Source organism: Streptomyces sp. NPDC020958, assembly GCF_055562175.1.
The window spans coordinates 457,294-471,886 of sequence record NZ_JBVHFU010000004.1 but is presented as its reverse complement, the minus strand read 5'-3'; the positions used below and the strand labels follow the sequence as shown (position 1 = coordinate 471,886).

The window sequence follows — 14,593 nt, the reverse complement described above, 5'->3', positions numbered from 1 at the left end:
CGAGCAGCGATCACTGGAACGAGTGAGAACGGGTGATCTGAACCCAAGGTGGTAATTCGTTGGCCCGGCGAAGTGTGCGGTGGGGACACTGCCGTCGTGGTTCTTCATGAGGGTGAGATCGCGGTCGACGAGGCGGTGGTGCGGGCGCTGCTGGTGGCTCAGTGTCCCGAGTGGGCGGGGCTGTCTCTGTCGTTCGTGGGGGCGGGTTCGGAGAACACCATGTACCGGCTGGGGGACGAGCTGTTGGTGCGGCTGCCCCGGACCGTCGAGAAGGGCGCGGCCCTGCGCAAGGAGCACGAGTGGCTGCCGCGCCTGGCGCCCTCCCTCTCGTACGCCGTCCCCGAGCCCGTCCACGCCGGGACGCCCACCGACGCCTACCCGGCCCGCTGGTCGGTCTACCGCTGGATCGACGGTGCCGAGGCCGGTCCGGACAGCGTCCGGGACTGGGCCGCCTTCGGCACCGACCTGGCGGCGGTCGTGCGGGAACTGCACGGCGTCGGCCTCATGGGGGCGGTGCGTGCGGACGATCTGAGCTGGTACCGCGGGGGCAGCCTCCGGGAGTGCGACGACTGGGTCGGGGAGTACCTCGCGGACTGCCGCCGGATCGCGGGCGGCGAACTCGACGTCGACACCCTGGAGCGGTTGTGGCGGGCGGCGCTCGCGCTGCCGGATCCGCACGGGCCGCACGTATGGCTGCACGGCGACCTCAGGCCCACCAACCTGCTGGTCCGGCGGGGCAGGCTGCACGCGGTCATCGACTTCGGCGCCCTCTCGGTCGGCCACCCGGACGCCGAGCACGCCGTGCTCTGGGACCTGCCGCAGGAGGCCCGGCAGGCCTACTGGGACGCCATGGGCCTCGATGACCCGACCTGGGTCCGGGCCCGCGCCTGGGCGATCGCCGTCGGTGTCGCCGGGGTCGCCTACTACTGGGAGACGTTTCCCGCCTTCGTCACCGAGTGCCTCGCCCGGCTCCGGGCGATCCTCGCCGACGCCGCCACGCGGTGAAGCGTCGGTAAAGCGTCAGCCGCGGTGCCGCGGCGCCGGGTCGCCGCGGCTCACCGAGGTGACGGGGCGCCCGCCGTGCTCCGTCGGTTCGGTGCGCTGCGCCCACTCCGCCCACGCGGCGTGTCGCCCCTGAACCCGATGTACGTGGCCAGGAAGCCGACCGCGTACCCGGTCAGCAGCCCGCCCGCGTACACCGCCGCCGCCAGGGCCGGTCCCCTGTTGCCCGTGACGAGCGGGAACAGGGCCCAGCCCGACGGTCCGATCGCGGTCGCGCCCACCCGGTCGCCGAGCGTCGCGAAGAACCCGACGAACGCGCCGCCGGCCGCGCCGCCCGCGCAGGCGGTGAGGAAGGGGCGGCCGAGGGGGAGCGAGACGCCGTAGATCAGGGGTTCGCCCACGCCCAGCAGGCCCGCGGGGAGGGCCGATCTGATCGTCGTACGCAGTGAGGTGTCGTGGCGGAGGCGGGCGTAGACGGCGAGGGCCGCGCCGACCTGGCCCGCGCCCGCCATGGCCAGGAGGGGGAGCAGGACGGTGTAGCCCTGCTGCTGGATGAGGGTGGTGTGGATGGGGATCAGGGCCTGGTGCAGGCCCAGCATGACCAGGGGGAGGAAGAGGCCGCCGAGGACCAGTCCGGCGAGGGGGCCGGTGGTGGTGAGGAGCCAGTTCGCGGCGGTGCCGATGGCGGCGGAGACGACCCCGGCGACGTACATGAGGCCGTAGAGCGTGGCCAGGCCGGCGGTGAGGACGGTGACGGTGGGGGTGAGGAGGACGTCGAGGGCGGCCGGGGCGCGTCCCCGGCACCACTTCTCGACGTACGTCGCGAGCAGGGCGGCGGCCAGGGCGCCGAGGACCCCGCCCTGGCCGGGGGAGAGGGCGACCCCGAAGGCGGTCACCTTCGCGACGCCCGGGTAGACGACGACGGCCGCGACCGCGCCGCCCAGCACCGGTGTCCCACCGAACACCTTCGCCGTGTTGTAGCCGACGAAGACGCTGATCAGCGCCATGAAGCCGGAGGAGACGGCGGCGAGGGCGGGGGTCAGGCCGGGCAGCCAACCGGCGTTGACGAGGAGCCCGCCCAGCCCGGCGAGCATCCCGCACCCGATCAGCGCCGGGATGAGCGGGACGAAGACGTCGGCGACCCGGCGGAGGGCGGTCTTGAAGGGGGTCGCGTTGCGCCGGGCCCGGTCCGCCCGCAACTCGGCACCACGGGCGGCGAGCGCCGGGGCGTCGATGGCCGGGGCGGCGAGCGCCGGGGCATCGATGGCCGTGGTGTCGGAAACCGGGGCGGCGGTGGCCGAGGCCTCGGTGGCCGTGGTGTCGAAGGCCGAGGTCTCGGCCGTGGTGTTGAAGGCCGGGGTCTCGGTGGCCGTGGTGTTGAAGGCCGGGGCCTCGGTGGCCGTGGTGTCGAAGGCCGAGGTCTCGGTGGCCGTGGTGTTGAAGGCCGGGGCCTCGAAGGCCGTGGTGTCGGTGGCCGTGGTGTCGGTGGCCGGGGTGTCGGTGGCCGTGGTGTCGATCGCCGGGGTGTCGATGGTTCTGGTGTCGAAGGCCGGCGCGGCGGGTTCGAGGGCGCTGGGCCGGGCAGCGGCCGGTGTCCCCTCGGTCATCTCGGCCGCGCCGAGCAGCGCCTCGAACGCCGCGGTCACCGTCACCACCGCGCCCGGCCCGATCACCACCTGGAGGGTGTCCCCGTCGGCCACCACCCCCAGCACCCCGGGCACCGCCCGCACCGCCTGAGCGTCGGCCATCGAGCGGTCGACGAGACCCACCCGCAGCCGGGTCATGCAGTGGGCGACGGAGGTCACGTTCGCGGGGCCGCCCAGGAGGGGGAGCAGCGCGCTGGCGGTGTCGTACGGCGTTCTCTGCACCCCCCGAGCGTGCGGGTCAGCCCGCCGCCGTGGTGAGCGCCGCGCGCAGACGGCCGCCGGACTCCTCCAGAAGGCGGGCGGCGGTCGGCCCGTCCACCCCGGCCAGGATCACCAGGACGGCGTTCTTCACCTCGCCGCCGGTCGCGGTGAGGGCGTCCTCGATCTCGGCGTCCGAGGCACCCGTGGCGAGGGCGACGATCCGCCGGGACCGGGCGCGCAGCTTGTCGTTGGAGGCGCGGACGTCGACCATCAGGTTCCCGTAGGTCTTCCCGAGGCGGATCATCGTGATCGTCGACAGCATGTTGAGGACGAGCTTCTGGGCGGTGCCCGCCTTCAGCCGGGTGGAGCCGGTGAGCAGCTCGGGGCCGACGACCACCTCGACACCGTGCTCGGCGGCGGCCGCGAGCGGACTGCCCTCGTTGCAGGAGAGGCCGACGGTGAGGGCGCCGCGGGCGCGGGCGTGTGCGACGGCGGCGACGGCGTAGGGGGTGCGGCCGGAGGCCGAGATCCCGACGACGGTGTCGGCGGCGCCGACACCGAGGGCGTCGAGGTCCTGCCGGGCCAGCTCCGCCGAGTCCTCGGCCCCCTCCACCGACGTGACCAGGGCCTCCGGCCCGCCCGCGATGACCCCGACCACCTGACCGGGGCGGGTGTCGAAGGTGGGCGGACACTCGGACGCGTCGAGGACGCCCAGCCGCCCGGCGGTACCGGCCCCGGCGTACACCAGCCGGCCGCCGTCCGCCATCCGGGCGGCGATGGCGTCGACGGCGGCCGAGATCTCGGGAAGGCGCCGGCCCACGGCGGCTGCGACCTGGGCGTCCTCGCCGTTCATCAGGCGGGCGATGTCGAGGGTGGGCAGCGTGTCGATGTCGGCCAGCTCCGGTCTGAACGCCTCAGTGGTGAGCGAGTCGAGTTCGGCACGGAGGACGGGGTGTTCGGTGGTCATGGGCAGAGGGCTCTTCTCGACGGGCGCCGGGTCGGCTGACTCAGGGGCGCGGGACAGGGGGGAGGTGCGGCTACCGGTGCCGATGAGCGAGCGCCTCGTACGACGCCGCCAACGCCGGTGCCGCCGCCTCGTACGTCCGCTGCGCCACCCCCACGAACAGACAATCCACCACCAGCAGCTGACTCGTCCGCGAGGACATGGCCGCGGGCCGAAGTTCACTCTCCCGCGAGGTCGAGGTGGTGAGCACGTGGTCGGCGTACTGCGTCACCGGTGAGTCCGGCCGCCCGGTGACGGCGACCGTCGTCGCCCCCCGTTCGAAGGCGGCCCGCAACGGCTCGATGACGTCCCCGGTGGACCCGGAGTGGGTGATCGCGACGGCCACGTCACCCGCCCTCAGCTGCACGGCGTTGGTGACGGCCAGGTGCGGATCGCCGGGGGCGTGCGCGATCAGCCCTATCCGCAGCAGCTTCTGCGTGAGGTCCTGGGCGACGAGCCCGGACGCCCCGATGCCGTACACATCGGTCCGCCGGGCACCGGCGAGCGCGTCGACGGCTGCCCCCAGCTGTGCCGTGTCGAGGCCGGCGGCCGTGTCCGCGAGGGTCTGCCGTTCCTCGTGGGCGAGTTTCGCGACGACGTCGGCGAGCGGGTCGTCCACGGCGATGTCGGTGGTGAGGACGGGCGCGCGCCCCGACTGCTGCTGCGCGGCGAGCCCGGCGAGGGCGAGCCGCAGGTCGCGGTAGCCGGGGTAGCCGAGCAGCCGGGCGGTGCGCACGACGGTCGCCTCGCTCGTGCCGGTGAGTTCCGCGAGGCCGGTGACCGTGAGGGCCGCGCAGCCCGCGGGGTCGCCGGCGACGGCCTCGGCGACGCGCTGCATGGAGCGGGTCATGGACGAGGCGAGGGTGCGCACCTTGGCGGCGAGCGCGGCCGGGGCGGGTGGCCGCGCGTTTCCCGGGCGGTCCCGGTGCGGAGTGGAACGGTTCTGGGTGAAAGTTTCCTTCACGTCCTCGTTCACTCGTGAAAAGTATTTTCGACTCGGGCTCTCGGTCAAGACCCCGCACAATGGGTCCATGGACCCGGTAAGCCCCCTGGAACAGACGTTGCACGCCGCCCGCGCCCTGGTGCTCGCCGATCTCGTCGCGGGCGACGTGGCCCAGGCGGACGTGGTCTCGCTGGTCGAGGACTCGGTCGTACAGCGGCGCTGGTGGGTCGAGCAGTGGCCCGAGGGCGCGGGGTACGTGGCGGGGCTGGTCGCACAGGACGTGCAGGACGCGCTGCTGGAGCGGTACGGCCGCTGGCCGCTGTGCCCGGTGTGCGGCTCGGGCGACCCGCACGCGCTGGACGTCGAACCGGAACTCGGCCCCGACCCGCACTGGGTGTGCCACAAGGCGGGCGTGAAGGTCGCCTCCATCGGCTCCCTGGGGCACGCCACGGGCGGGGCGGCGTCCTCGTGACGGTGTACATCGACCCGCCGAACTGGCCGGGCCACGGCCGGATGTGGTCCCACCTGGTCAGCGACGTCTCCTACGCCGAACTGCACGTCTTCGCCGAGCACCTGTCCGTACCGCGCCGCGCCTTCGAACGCGACCACTACGACATCCCCGCGCACCGCTACGCCGACGCGGTGCGCGCCGGTGCCGTGGAGGTCAGCAGCCGCGAGGTGGTGCGGCTGCTGCACGGGGCGGGGCTGCGCAGGCGCAAGAGCGACGTACCCCGGTGACGGTCACCGGCCGGCACGCAGTTCGAAGGCCGGTCCCTCGCCGTCCTCGCTCACCCTGGTGAACCCGGCGCGGACGAGCACCGCCTGGGAGGCGCTGTTGGCGGGGTCGGTGGTCGCGAACAGCGAGTTCACGTCGTCGCGGGCCAGCGCCCAGTCGGCCAGGGCGCGCAGTGCCTCGGTCGCGTAGCCGTTGCCGCGGGCGGCCTCGACCAGGTCGTAGCCGATCTCGACGCGGCCCTCCTCGTCCGGCGCGGAGTGGAAGCCGAGGCCGCCGATCGCGCGGCCGTCCTCGCGGCGGACCAGGGCGAAGACCCCGAACTCGGGCCGGTGCACGCCTGTTTCGTACGCCTTCAGCAGGAAGCCCGCCGCGTCCCTGGTGCCTTCGTAGGGGCCGCCCTCGATCCACTCGAAGCCGCCGTCGCCGCCCAGGCGCAGGTCGCGGGCCTCGGCCGGGCGGATGCCGACGAGGTCGAGGCGGTCGGCGGACAGGACGAGGTTGTTGCGCCAGCGCCACTCGGTGACGGGGGCGCGGCCGGGCAGTTCGCCGCGACCGGTGGCCCACAGCAGGGTCTCCCAGGGCGTCGGGCCGGGCTGGACGTGCGGGAAGAGGAAGGCGAGGACGAACTCGGCGAGTTCCTCGGCGGGGTGGTACGGGATCTCCAGGCCCTGCGCCATGTCGTGCGTGTGCAGCAGCACCTCGGCGACCCCCATCGCGGCGAACCCCACGCGGTCGGCGCTGCGGAACGGGTACGGGTGGAAGGCGCGGGCCCCGCGCGGCGCGGTGCGCACGGCGGCGGCGAGCAGGGCGCCGGTGGCCCGGACGACGTGCAGGAGGCCGGAGTTGTCGGTGCCCTCTTCGAGGCTGATCTCGAAGGGCACGTAGTCGTCCTGGGCGTCCCCCGCCAGGTTGGCGGCGTAGCCGATGAGGTCGTCGGCGACATGGAGGGCCGTCTCGCGGCAGCTCCACTCCAGCCGCCCCGCCGTCACCCCCTCCCAGTCCCGGTCGACCGCCGTCCCCAGGGTCGCCACACAGTCCGCGACGGCCTCCGCCACCTGATCCCCGCCCATTGCACGCATGGGCCGCACCCTAGAACGCCGGATCCTCGGCGGTCGACAGCATTTCCAGCTCGGCGGCGAGGTTGTAGCGGGCGGTCGGCTCCCAGTTGCTGCGTCCGTACGGGGTTCTGAACAGTTGGGGCAGGTCCAGGAGTTGGCGCAGAACCGCGGAACGGCCCGCGCGGAAGGCGTCGTTGGGCACGAAGTGGTATTCCTCGCGCACTTCGGCGGTGTAGGCCGCGTACCGGGCGGGCGGGGCGGCGAGGATCGCCAGGTCGGCGTCGCACAGCACCGCACCGTTGCGGTCGCCGGGGGCCGGGTCGTGGGTGACGGTGAGCCGGACCAGGCGGGCCACCTCGGCGGTCGCGGACGCGGACACCCCGGCCTCGGCGAGGGCGCGCTCGGCGAGGCGGGCCGAGCGCTCCTCGTTCTCCGAGCGGTCCGGCGCGTACACCGCGTCGTGGAACCAGGCGGCGAGCCGGACCAGGTCCGGGTCGTCCGCGTACTCCTCCAGTGTGTCGATGTGGTCGAGGACCGCGGTGAGGTGGGCCAGCGTGTGGTACCGGCGCTGCGGCTCCTGCCAGCGGTCCAGCAGGGCGTCGGCGTAACGGGCGGGGTCGGGACGGCGGGCGTCCTCCTCCCCTGTCGTGCGCAGCGCGCGCAGCCAGCGGGAACGCAGGTCGTCGAGATCGGCCATGCGTTCATTCTCCCGCGCACCACTGACATCCCCCTAGCGTGGGAGGCATGACTGTTGCCGACGTACGTGATCCCCAGTTGCCCGGACGTCTTCTCACCGTCGAGCGCGACACCCTGATCCCGCTCCTGCGCGCCCGGCCGGACGCGGACTTCGCGCTGCCGACCGCCGCGTGTCCGGGCTGGACGGTGCGGGATGTGCTCGCGCACTGCTCGTCCGCCCTGATGCGGGTGGTGGACGGCCGTTTCGAGGAGGGGGTGTTCTCGCCCGCGTCGAACGACCGGGACATCGCGGAGCGCGCCGACTGGTCCCACGCGCGCGTGCTGGACGAACTGGAGCGTGGCATGACCGAGGCCGGGGAGGTGATCGCGGGGCGGGCGGACGGCGTGCTGGACCGGGTCGCCCTCGGGGAGTGGGTGCATGCCGGTGATGTCCGCGACACCCTCGGGGAGCCGGGGGCGTACGCGGGCGCGGGCCTGCCGGACGCCCTCTCGCTGCTGGCCCAGGTGACCCGGCAGCGGGGACACCTCCGGTTGCAGGCCGACCTGGACGACGTGGACGAGCCCCTGCAACTGGGCGAGCCGAGCGGGACCCGGACCCCGGCCCGTTTCATCGGGGACGCGGCGACGCTCGTACGGCTGTACACCGGACGGTCCGCGGACGGGGCGTCGTACGAGCTGACGGGGGCGGAAGCGAAGGAGCTGAACCTGTACGGGTGAACCTCTCCGGTGCTGACCCTCTTCGGTCCGGCCGGCCCCGGGAGGCGGTCTCGCGGCCCTCGGTGTTCCCCGCGTACCCTGGATTGGACTAGACCTCCTGTGGTCGGTCGCATGGGTACACGGGGAACACCACGGAAGGGGCCCTATGAGCACGCGTGCAGTCCTGGAGGTGATCGCCCTCGACGTCGAGGACGCGGTCGCCGCCCAGGCCGGAGGCGCGGACCGCCTCGAACTGGTCACCGACATGGCGTCCGACGGGCTGACGCCGCCGCCCGGGACCTTCGCCGCGATCAGGGCCGCCGTCGACCTCGACCTGCGCGTGATGCTGCGGCTGGCGGACGGGTTCGCGGCCGGGGACGTCGACCGTCTGCTGGACGTGGCCGGGGAACTGCGCACGGCGGGCGCCGACCAGTTCGTGCTCGGGTTCCTCGACGCGGCCGGCGGGGTGGACCTGCGCGCGGTGGAGCGGGTGGCGGAGGTGCTGGCGGGTTGCCGCTGGACCTTCCACCGCGCGATCGACCGGGCCGCCGACCGCGACGCCCTGCGCAAGGAGCTCGCCGACCTGCCCGGCCTGGACACCTACCTCACGGCGGGCGCCGCGGAGGGCGTGGACGAGGGGCTGCCCACGCTGCAGGCGGAGGCACGCCGACGCGGCGAACCGGGCTACGAGCAGACCCTCCTGGTCGGCGGAGGGCTTCGGCTCGACCACGTCCCCGACCTGCTGGCGGCAGGGGTCGACGCCTTCCACATCGGGGGAGCGGCCCGCCCCGGCGGCTGGACCGGCCCGGTGTCGGAGGCGGCGGTACGGGAGTGGCGCCACGCACTGGACCGACCGGACCGACCGCCGGTGGCCCCACCCAGGGTCGCGGACCCGCGCTGACCCGCAACTCCGCCGCCCGGCCGGTACGCCCCCCCCGTGCACCCGCACCCGCCGACGACCAGCGGACGACACCCCACCGGTCCCGGCCTCCCGGCCGGGGTGGGCACCCCTCGGCCAGTCGGGTGGGCCCGTGGCCCGCGGGGCAGCAGCCGGTGGGGCCTTCCCGGCCTGGTGGGCCAGCGCCCCCTGGGCACCCGCACCGGTCAGGTCAACTGCGGGGGCAGCGGGGCCGTGTGGGTCACGATCAGCCCGGACACCGCTCGGGTCAGCGCCACGTACAGCCGCCGCAGGCCCGTCCGCTCGTCCGGCTCGCCGTCCACCACCGCCTGCGGCTCGTCGAGGACCACGTAGTCGTACTCCAGGCCCTTGGCGAGCGAGGCGGGGACCAGGGTGAGGCGGGTCTCGGCCGTGGTCTCCTCACCGGGGGACAGGTGGCCGATCCCGGCCGCCGACAGCGCCTGGGCGAGCGCGGGCACGCGCGCGTCCGCCGCGATCAGCCCCGTCGACCCCTCGTTGCGCAGCAGCTCCGCGCACGCCGAGACCACGTCGGCGGCCTCGGTGACGGCACGGACGGCGAAGAAACCCGGGTTCTCACGGACCGAGGCGACCGGGGTGAGGCCGGGCGCGATGTGCGGGAGGAGCCGGGAGGCGTAGGTGATCACGTCGGTCGGGACGCGGAAACCCGCCGTCAGCTCCTCGATCACGCCGTCCGCCTTGCCGAGGTGGGCCAGCGCCTCGTCCCAGCTCCGGGTGGCCCAGGGCGTGGTGCCCTGCGCCAGGTCGCCGAGGACGGTCGCCGAGCCGGTGGTGCAACGGCGGCCCACCGCGCGGTACTGCATGGGAGAGAGGTCCTGCGCCTCGTCCAGGACGACGTGGCCGAGGGAGTGCGTGCGCTCCACCAGATCCGTCGCCTCGTCGATCAGCACGGCGTCCGCGGGCGACCACCTGGCCGACTTCACCGACCGAACCGGCTTGGCCCACACGATCGTCTTCTGCTCGTCCTCGGTGAGGATCCCGTCGGCGTGCTCGGCCAGGAAGTCCGCGTCGGTGAGCAGGCGCAGGACCAGTTTCGCGGGGTCGACCGGCGGCCACACCTGCTTCACGGCCGCCTTCACCGCCGCGTTGCGCGCCACCGAGTCCTGCACGCGGTCGTCGGGCGCCTCCCCCGACCGCTCCATCTGGACCAGCACGGCGTGCGCGATGCGCTGCGGCAGGGCCTCGCGCGCAGCGCCGTACCGGATGCCCCGGTCCAGCAACTCACGGACGATGTCCTCCAGTTCGTACGCCGGAACGCGCCAGCGCCGGGAGCCGCGGACCACCACGACCGGTTCGGTGGGCATCGTGACGTGCGCGTAGACGGCCCGGCGCAGGACCTCCGCCATCCGGGCGTCGCCCTTGATGACCGCGGCGGCCGCGTCGTCGCTGCCCCGGAGCTCGACGTGCCGGCCCACCAGGTCGTCCACCGTCGCCTGCTGGACCGTCAGCTCGCCCAGCGCGGGCAGCACCTGCTCGATGTAGTGCAGGAAGGACCGGTTCGGGCCGATGACGAGGGTGCCGGTACGGGCCAGCCGCTCCCGGTGCGCGTACAGGAGGTAGGCCACCCGGTGCAGGCCGACGGCCGTCTTACCGGTTCCGGGGCCGCCCTGCACGCACACCGTGCCGCCGAGCCCGCTGCGCACGATCTCGTCCTGTTCCGGCTGGATGGTCGCGACGATGTCGCGCATCGGGCCGACGCGCGGCCGCTCGATCTCCTGCTGGAGCAGCTTGCTGGTACGGGCCGCCTCGGCGGGGTCGGAGAGGTGCTCGTCCTCGTAGGCGGTGATCTCGCCGCGGGTGTACCCGAACCGGCGGCGCAGCGCGATGTCCAACGGGTCCTTCTTCGACGCCCGGTAGAACGGCTGCGAGACCGGCGCCCGCCAGTCGATGACCATCGGGTCGCCGTCGTGGTCGTGCACGTGCCGGCGCCCGATGTAGAAGCGCTCCCCGTCCGCGCCCTCGGCCTGGTCGGCGCCGGGGGCGTGCAGGTAGTCGAGGCGGCCGAAGAAGAGCGGGGTGTCGCTGAGGTCGGCCAGCGCCTTGATGCGCTCGTCGATCTGACGGGCCAGTACCTCGGCGTTGACCCAGTTCGCGGTCACGTCGCGGATGTCCAGTGACTCCACGTCCTCCCGCATGGCGCGCAGGGCGGACCGCGACTCGGCGAGGTGCGCGCGCTCACGGGAGAGGGGGTCGGTCGCGGGTGCGGGTGCGGTCGCGGGTGCGGCTGCGGTGGCCGTCGCGGTGTGTCGGTCCGTGAGCGGGTCGTGGGCGGGCGTGGACAAGGGGGTGCCTCCGAGGGCCTGCGGTGGACGGCGCGTGCGGTTTGTCGCGCGGGTGGCGATCAGCCGACCGGTTTCCGTCCGGTCGGCGGCACTCCGGGGAAGGAGGCGGGCAAGAGCGGAGATTGTAGTGAGGTGGGGGCGGGGGAGGCCAACGGATTTCCTCGGCGCTCCTCCCCCTAGGGGAGACATCACCCTGAAGGCCGGTCGGAGGTAGGGGTCGGGGTCCATCCCGGGGTGGACGGGAGGATGCCGGAAATTGGACCCGTGGACCGATGCCGCGCTCATGCCCGAAGTACGACCATTGAGACATGAGCGCAGCAGCCATCACACCAGCCCCCAGCCGCCCGCCGGGCGCCACAGCCGTGGACGGCGCACCCCACCACCGCCTGGGCGACGCCCTGCGAGCCGTCAAGGTCTTCGTCACCGCGGCGTTCAGCGTCGCCATACTCGGCGAGTACGGCGAGGAAGCGGGCATACACCGCAAGTGACGGCATAGGGTCTCCACCGTGCCGAACCGCACGGTGCCGCCACCCTGCCCTCCCCCGCCCCGGTCCCTCCCGTCGCGTCTCCTCCTGCCGGTCTCTCTCCTCTCAGCCTCCCTCACCTCCCTCGCCGCCCTCTGTCTTCTCCTCCACGCCCCGATGGCCGACCTGCTGGTCTACCGGGCCGAGGGCGAGGCCGTGGTGCACGGCGGTGATCTGTACGGCTTCACGGTCACCGAGTGGCGGCTGCCGGCGACGTACCCGCCGTTCGCGGCGGTCCTCTTCGTCCCGACGACCTGGATCTCCGTCCCGGCCCTGAAGGTGGCGTTCCTCGCGGGCAACGCGCTCCTGCTCGCCTCCCTCGTCACCCTCTCCGCCCGGCTGGCCGGCCGCACCGCACCCCTGCCCCTGCTCTGCACGGCGACCGCGGGCGCCCTCTGGCTGGAGCCGGTCTTCCAGACCGTCCTCTTCGGCCAGATCAACCTGGCGATCACCTGCCTGGTCCTGTGGGACCTCACCCGCCCGTCCGGCTCCCGCGCCAAGGGCCTGGCCCTGGGCATCGCGACCGGCATCAAACTCACCCCGGCGGTCTTCATCGCCTACCTGTTCCTGACCGCACGCAGAAAGGAGGCGGGCGTTGCGACGGCGTCCTTCACGGGCACGGCACTGCTCGGTGCCCTGCTCCTCCCCTCGGCCACCGCGGACTTCTGGACGCGGCGCCTGTTCGAGACCGGCCGGGTCGGCAGGGCCTGGATCATCGACAACCAGTCGCTCCAGGGCCTGATCGCCAGATCGCTGCACTCCGAGACACCGGGCCTGACCTGGGCGGTCCCGGCGGCCGCGGTGGCGGCGGCGGGCCTGTGGCTGGCGTCCCGCGTCCACCGCGACGACCGTCAAGCGGGGGGCCGTGACGCAGGGGACCGCTGGGGAATCCTCCTCACCGCGTTCACGGCCCTGCTGATCAGTCCGATCAGCTGGTCCCACCACTGGGTGTGGTGCGTCCCGCTCCTGGCCGTGCTGCTCGCCACGGGCCGCGCGCGCCTGGCCCTGGCCGCCGGGGCCGTGTTCACCGCCCGCACGATGTGGCTGCTGCCCCACGAGGGCGACCTCGACCTGCGTCTCCCGTGGTGGCAACAGCCTCTCGCGGCCCCGTACCCGCTCGTGGGGCTGGCGCTGCTGGCGGGCGCGGCGGCCCACGCTCTGGACCCGCCGGGCCGTGCTCAGCCCTCCGTCAGCAGCTCGTCCGCGTCCACGATCCGGTAGGCGTAGCCCTGCTCCGCCAGGAACCGCTGGCGGTGGGCGGCGAAGTCCTGGTCGATCGTGTCCCGGGCGACGACGGAGTAGAAGTGCGCCTGGTGGCCGTCGGCCTTGGGGCGCAGCACCCGGCCCAGCCGCTGGGCCTCCTCCTGCCTCGACCCGAAGGTGCCCGAGACCTGGATGGCGACCGTCGCCTCCGGCAGGTCGATGGAGAAGTTGGCGACCTTGGAGACCACCAGCACGCTGATCTCGCCCTCGCGGAAGGCGTCGAAGAGCTTCTCGCGCTGGGCGTTGGAGGTCTCGCCCTTGATGACGGGGGCGTTCAGATGCTCGCCGAGTTCGTCGAGCTGGTCGATGTACTGGCCGATGACGAGGATCTGCTGGCCCGCGAAACGCTTCACGATCGCCTCCGTGACCTTCCGCTTGGTCGCGGTGGTCGCACAGAAGCGGTACTTCTCCTCGGTCTCGGCGGTGGCGTAGGCGAGCCGCTCCGAGTCGGTGAGGTTGACCCGCACCTCGACACAGTCGGCCGGTGCGATGTAGCCCTGCGCCTCGATCTCCTTCCAGGGGGCGTCGAAGCGCTTGGGCCCGATCAGGGAGAACACGTCCGACTCCCGGCCGTCCTCGCGCACGAGGGTGGCCGTGAGACCCAGCCGCCGGCGCGCCTGGAGGTCGGCGGTGAACTTGAAGACAGGAGCCGGCAGCAGATGGACCTCGTCGTAGACGATCAGACCCCAGTCGCGGGAGTCGAAGAGCTCGAGGTGCGGGTAGACACCCTTCCGCTTCGTCGTGAGCACCTGGTACGTGGCGATGGTGACGGGCCGGATCTCCTTGCGCGTCCCGCTGTACTCGCCGATCTCGTCCTCGGTGAGGCTGGTGCGCTTGACCAGCTCGTGCTTCCACTGGCGCGCGGAGACGGTGTTGGTGACGAGGATCAGGGTCGTCGACTTGGCCTGCGCCATGGACCCGGCCCCGACCAGCGTCTTCCCCGCGCCACACGGCAGCACGACGACACCGGACCCGCCGTGCCAGAAGTTCTCCACGGCCTGCTTCTGGTACGGCCGCAGCGCCCAGCCGTCCTCGGCGAGCTCGATCGGGTGCGCCTCGCCGTCCACGTACCCGGCGAGGTCCTCGGCGGGCCAGCCCAGCTTGAGCAGGGTCTGCTTGATCTGCCCGCGCTCGGAGGGGTGCACGGCGACGGTGTCGGGGTCGATGCGGGCGCCGACCAGCGGGGTGATCCGCTTGGAGCGCAGGATCTCCTCCAGCACCGGGCGGTCGGTGGTGGTCAGCACCAGCCCGTGCGCCGGGTGCTTGCTGAGCGTCAGCCGGCCGTAGCGGTCCATGGTCTCGGCGATGTCGACCAGCAGCGCGTGCGGCACCGGGTAGCGGCTGAACTCCACCAGCGCGTCCACGACCTGCTCGGCGTCGTGACCGGCCGCCCGCGCGTTCCACAGGCCCAGCGGGGTCACCCGGTAGGTGTGGATGTGCTCCGGTGCCCGCTCCAGCTCGGCGAAGGGCGCGATGGCCCGACGGCATTCGTCCGCCCGCTCGTGGTCCACTTCGAGGAGCAGGGTCTTGTCGGACTGGACGATTAGGCAGGACACACATACCTCCGGAGATAAGGTCGTCTCGTGACAGAACCAACGCCTGTCAC

General features: G+C 73.3%; 14 protein-coding genes. 7 read left to right on the top strand and 7 right to left on the bottom strand.

Annotated elements, in window-relative coordinates; genetic code table 11:
- Positions 1-96 precede the first annotated feature (96 nt).
- Positions 97-1,005, top strand: coding sequence for an aminoglycoside phosphotransferase family protein (locus tag ACZ3KP_RS16005; protein ID WP_467499960.1), 909 nt, complete (start codon positions 97-99; stop codon positions 1,003-1,005).
- 50 nt (positions 1,006-1,055) lie between these two features.
- Here ACZ3KP_RS16005 and ACZ3KP_RS16000 read toward each other — a convergent pair whose 3' ends face one another.
- From ACZ3KP_RS16000 to ACZ3KP_RS15990, 3 genes are all read right to left on the bottom strand, one after another.
- Entirely contained in the window at positions 1,056-2,870 is a 1,815-nt protein-coding gene (locus ACZ3KP_RS16000; protein WP_467499958.1) for a PTS transporter subunit EIIC, read from the bottom strand.
- Positions 2,871-2,886: 16 nt separating this feature from the next.
- Positions 2,887-3,816, bottom strand: coding sequence for an N-acetylmuramic acid 6-phosphate etherase (gene murQ / locus ACZ3KP_RS15995; protein ID WP_467499956.1), 930 nt, complete (start codon positions 3,814-3,816; stop codon positions 2,887-2,889).
- A 70-nt stretch (positions 3,817-3,886) separates the two neighbouring features.
- On the bottom strand, positions 3,887-4,828 hold the full coding sequence (locus ACZ3KP_RS15990; protein ID WP_467499954.1) for a MurR/RpiR family transcriptional regulator: 942 nt from the start codon (positions 4,826-4,828) through the stop codon (positions 3,887-3,889).
- Between the two features lie 55 nt (positions 4,829-4,883).
- Here ACZ3KP_RS15990 and ACZ3KP_RS15985 point away from each other — a divergent pair, with 55 nt between their 5' ends.
- Both ACZ3KP_RS15985 and ACZ3KP_RS15980 read left to right on the top strand, forming a co-directional pair.
- Entirely contained in the window at positions 4,884-5,267 is a 384-nt protein-coding gene (locus tag ACZ3KP_RS15985) for a hypothetical protein (RefSeq protein WP_358974309.1), read from the top strand.
- On the top strand, positions 5,264-5,533 hold the full coding sequence (locus ACZ3KP_RS15980) for a DUF4031 domain-containing protein (RefSeq protein WP_467499952.1): 270 nt from the start codon (positions 5,264-5,266) through the stop codon (positions 5,531-5,533). Before ACZ3KP_RS15985 ends, ACZ3KP_RS15980 begins: the two co-directional genes overlap by 4 nt.
- A gap of 3 nt (positions 5,534-5,536) precedes the next feature.
- Here the strand turns inward: ACZ3KP_RS15980 and ACZ3KP_RS15975 are convergent, their stop codons facing one another.
- Together ACZ3KP_RS15975 and ACZ3KP_RS15970 are read right to left on the bottom strand one after the other, a co-directional pair.
- On the bottom strand, positions 5,537-6,610 hold the full coding sequence (locus ACZ3KP_RS15975; RefSeq protein WP_467499950.1) for a GNAT family N-acetyltransferase: 1,074 nt from the start codon (positions 6,608-6,610) through the stop codon (positions 5,537-5,539).
- Positions 6,611-6,620: 10 nt separating this feature from the next.
- Complete coding sequence (locus tag ACZ3KP_RS15970) at positions 6,621-7,286, bottom strand: HD domain-containing protein (RefSeq protein ID WP_467499948.1); 666 nt, start codon at positions 7,284-7,286, stop codon at positions 6,621-6,623.
- Between the two features lie 47 nt (positions 7,287-7,333).
- Between ACZ3KP_RS15970 and ACZ3KP_RS15965 the strand changes: the two genes are divergently transcribed.
- Entirely contained in the window at positions 7,334-8,002 is a 669-nt protein-coding gene (locus tag ACZ3KP_RS15965; RefSeq protein WP_467499946.1) for a maleylpyruvate isomerase family mycothiol-dependent enzyme, read from the top strand.
- A gap of 145 nt (positions 8,003-8,147) precedes the next feature.
- The gene (locus ACZ3KP_RS15960) at positions 8,148-8,882 is read left to right on the top strand and encodes a copper homeostasis protein CutC (RefSeq protein ID WP_467499944.1); all 735 of its coding nucleotides are present in this window, start codon (positions 8,148-8,150) and stop codon (positions 8,880-8,882) included.
- A gap of 203 nt (positions 8,883-9,085) precedes the next feature.
- Here the strand turns inward: ACZ3KP_RS15960 and ACZ3KP_RS15955 are convergent, their stop codons facing one another.
- Positions 9,086-11,200, bottom strand: coding sequence for a HelD family protein (locus ACZ3KP_RS15955; protein WP_467499942.1), 2,115 nt, complete (start codon positions 11,198-11,200; stop codon positions 9,086-9,088).
- 308 nt (positions 11,201-11,508) lie between these two features.
- Between ACZ3KP_RS15955 and ACZ3KP_RS15950 the strand changes: the two genes are divergently transcribed.
- Positions 11,509-11,688, top strand: a complete 180-nt coding sequence (locus ACZ3KP_RS15950) for a hypothetical protein (protein WP_132891986.1) — start codon at positions 11,509-11,511, stop codon at positions 11,686-11,688.
- A gap of 153 nt (positions 11,689-11,841) precedes the next feature.
- Positions 11,842-12,945, top strand: coding sequence for a glycosyltransferase 87 family protein (locus ACZ3KP_RS15945; RefSeq protein ID WP_467499938.1), 1,104 nt, complete (start codon positions 11,842-11,844; stop codon positions 12,943-12,945).
- On the opposite strand, the gene ACZ3KP_RS15940 is transcribed toward ACZ3KP_RS15945, so the two are convergent.
- Complete coding sequence (locus tag ACZ3KP_RS15940; RefSeq protein ID WP_467499936.1) at positions 12,903-14,543, bottom strand: DNA repair helicase XPB; 1,641 nt, start codon at positions 14,541-14,543, stop codon at positions 12,903-12,905. The genes ACZ3KP_RS15945 and ACZ3KP_RS15940 overlap by 43 nt on opposite strands.
- Positions 14,544-14,593 lie beyond the last annotated feature (50 nt).

What these genes read in the sequence shown, in the direction of transcription:
- ACZ3KP_RS15945 (WP_467499938.1), top strand. Translation starts at nt 11,842, where the DNA reads ATGGCCGACCTGCTGGTCTACCGGGCCGAGGGCGAGGCCGTGGTGCAC.
- ACZ3KP_RS15970 (WP_467499948.1), bottom strand. Translation starts at nt 7,286, where the DNA reads ATGGCCGATCTCGACGACCTGCGTTCCCGCTGGCTGCGCGCGCTGCGC.
- murQ (WP_467499956.1), bottom strand. Translation starts at nt 3,816, where the DNA reads ATGACCACCGAACACCCCGTCCTCCGTGCCGAACTCGACTCGCTCACC.
- ACZ3KP_RS15950 (WP_132891986.1), top strand. Translation starts at nt 11,509, where the DNA reads ATGAGCGCAGCAGCCATCACACCAGCCCCCAGCCGCCCGCCGGGCGCC.
- ACZ3KP_RS15985 (WP_358974309.1), top strand. Translation starts at nt 4,884, where the DNA reads ATGGACCCGGTAAGCCCCCTGGAACAGACGTTGCACGCCGCCCGCGCC.
- ACZ3KP_RS15975 (WP_467499950.1), bottom strand. Translation starts at nt 6,610, where the DNA reads ATGCGTGCAATGGGCGGGGATCAGGTGGCGGAGGCCGTCGCGGACTGT.
- ACZ3KP_RS15965 (WP_467499946.1), top strand. Translation starts at nt 7,334, where the DNA reads ATGACTGTTGCCGACGTACGTGATCCCCAGTTGCCCGGACGTCTTCTC.
- ACZ3KP_RS15960 (WP_467499944.1), top strand. Translation starts at nt 8,148, where the DNA reads ATGAGCACGCGTGCAGTCCTGGAGGTGATCGCCCTCGACGTCGAGGAC.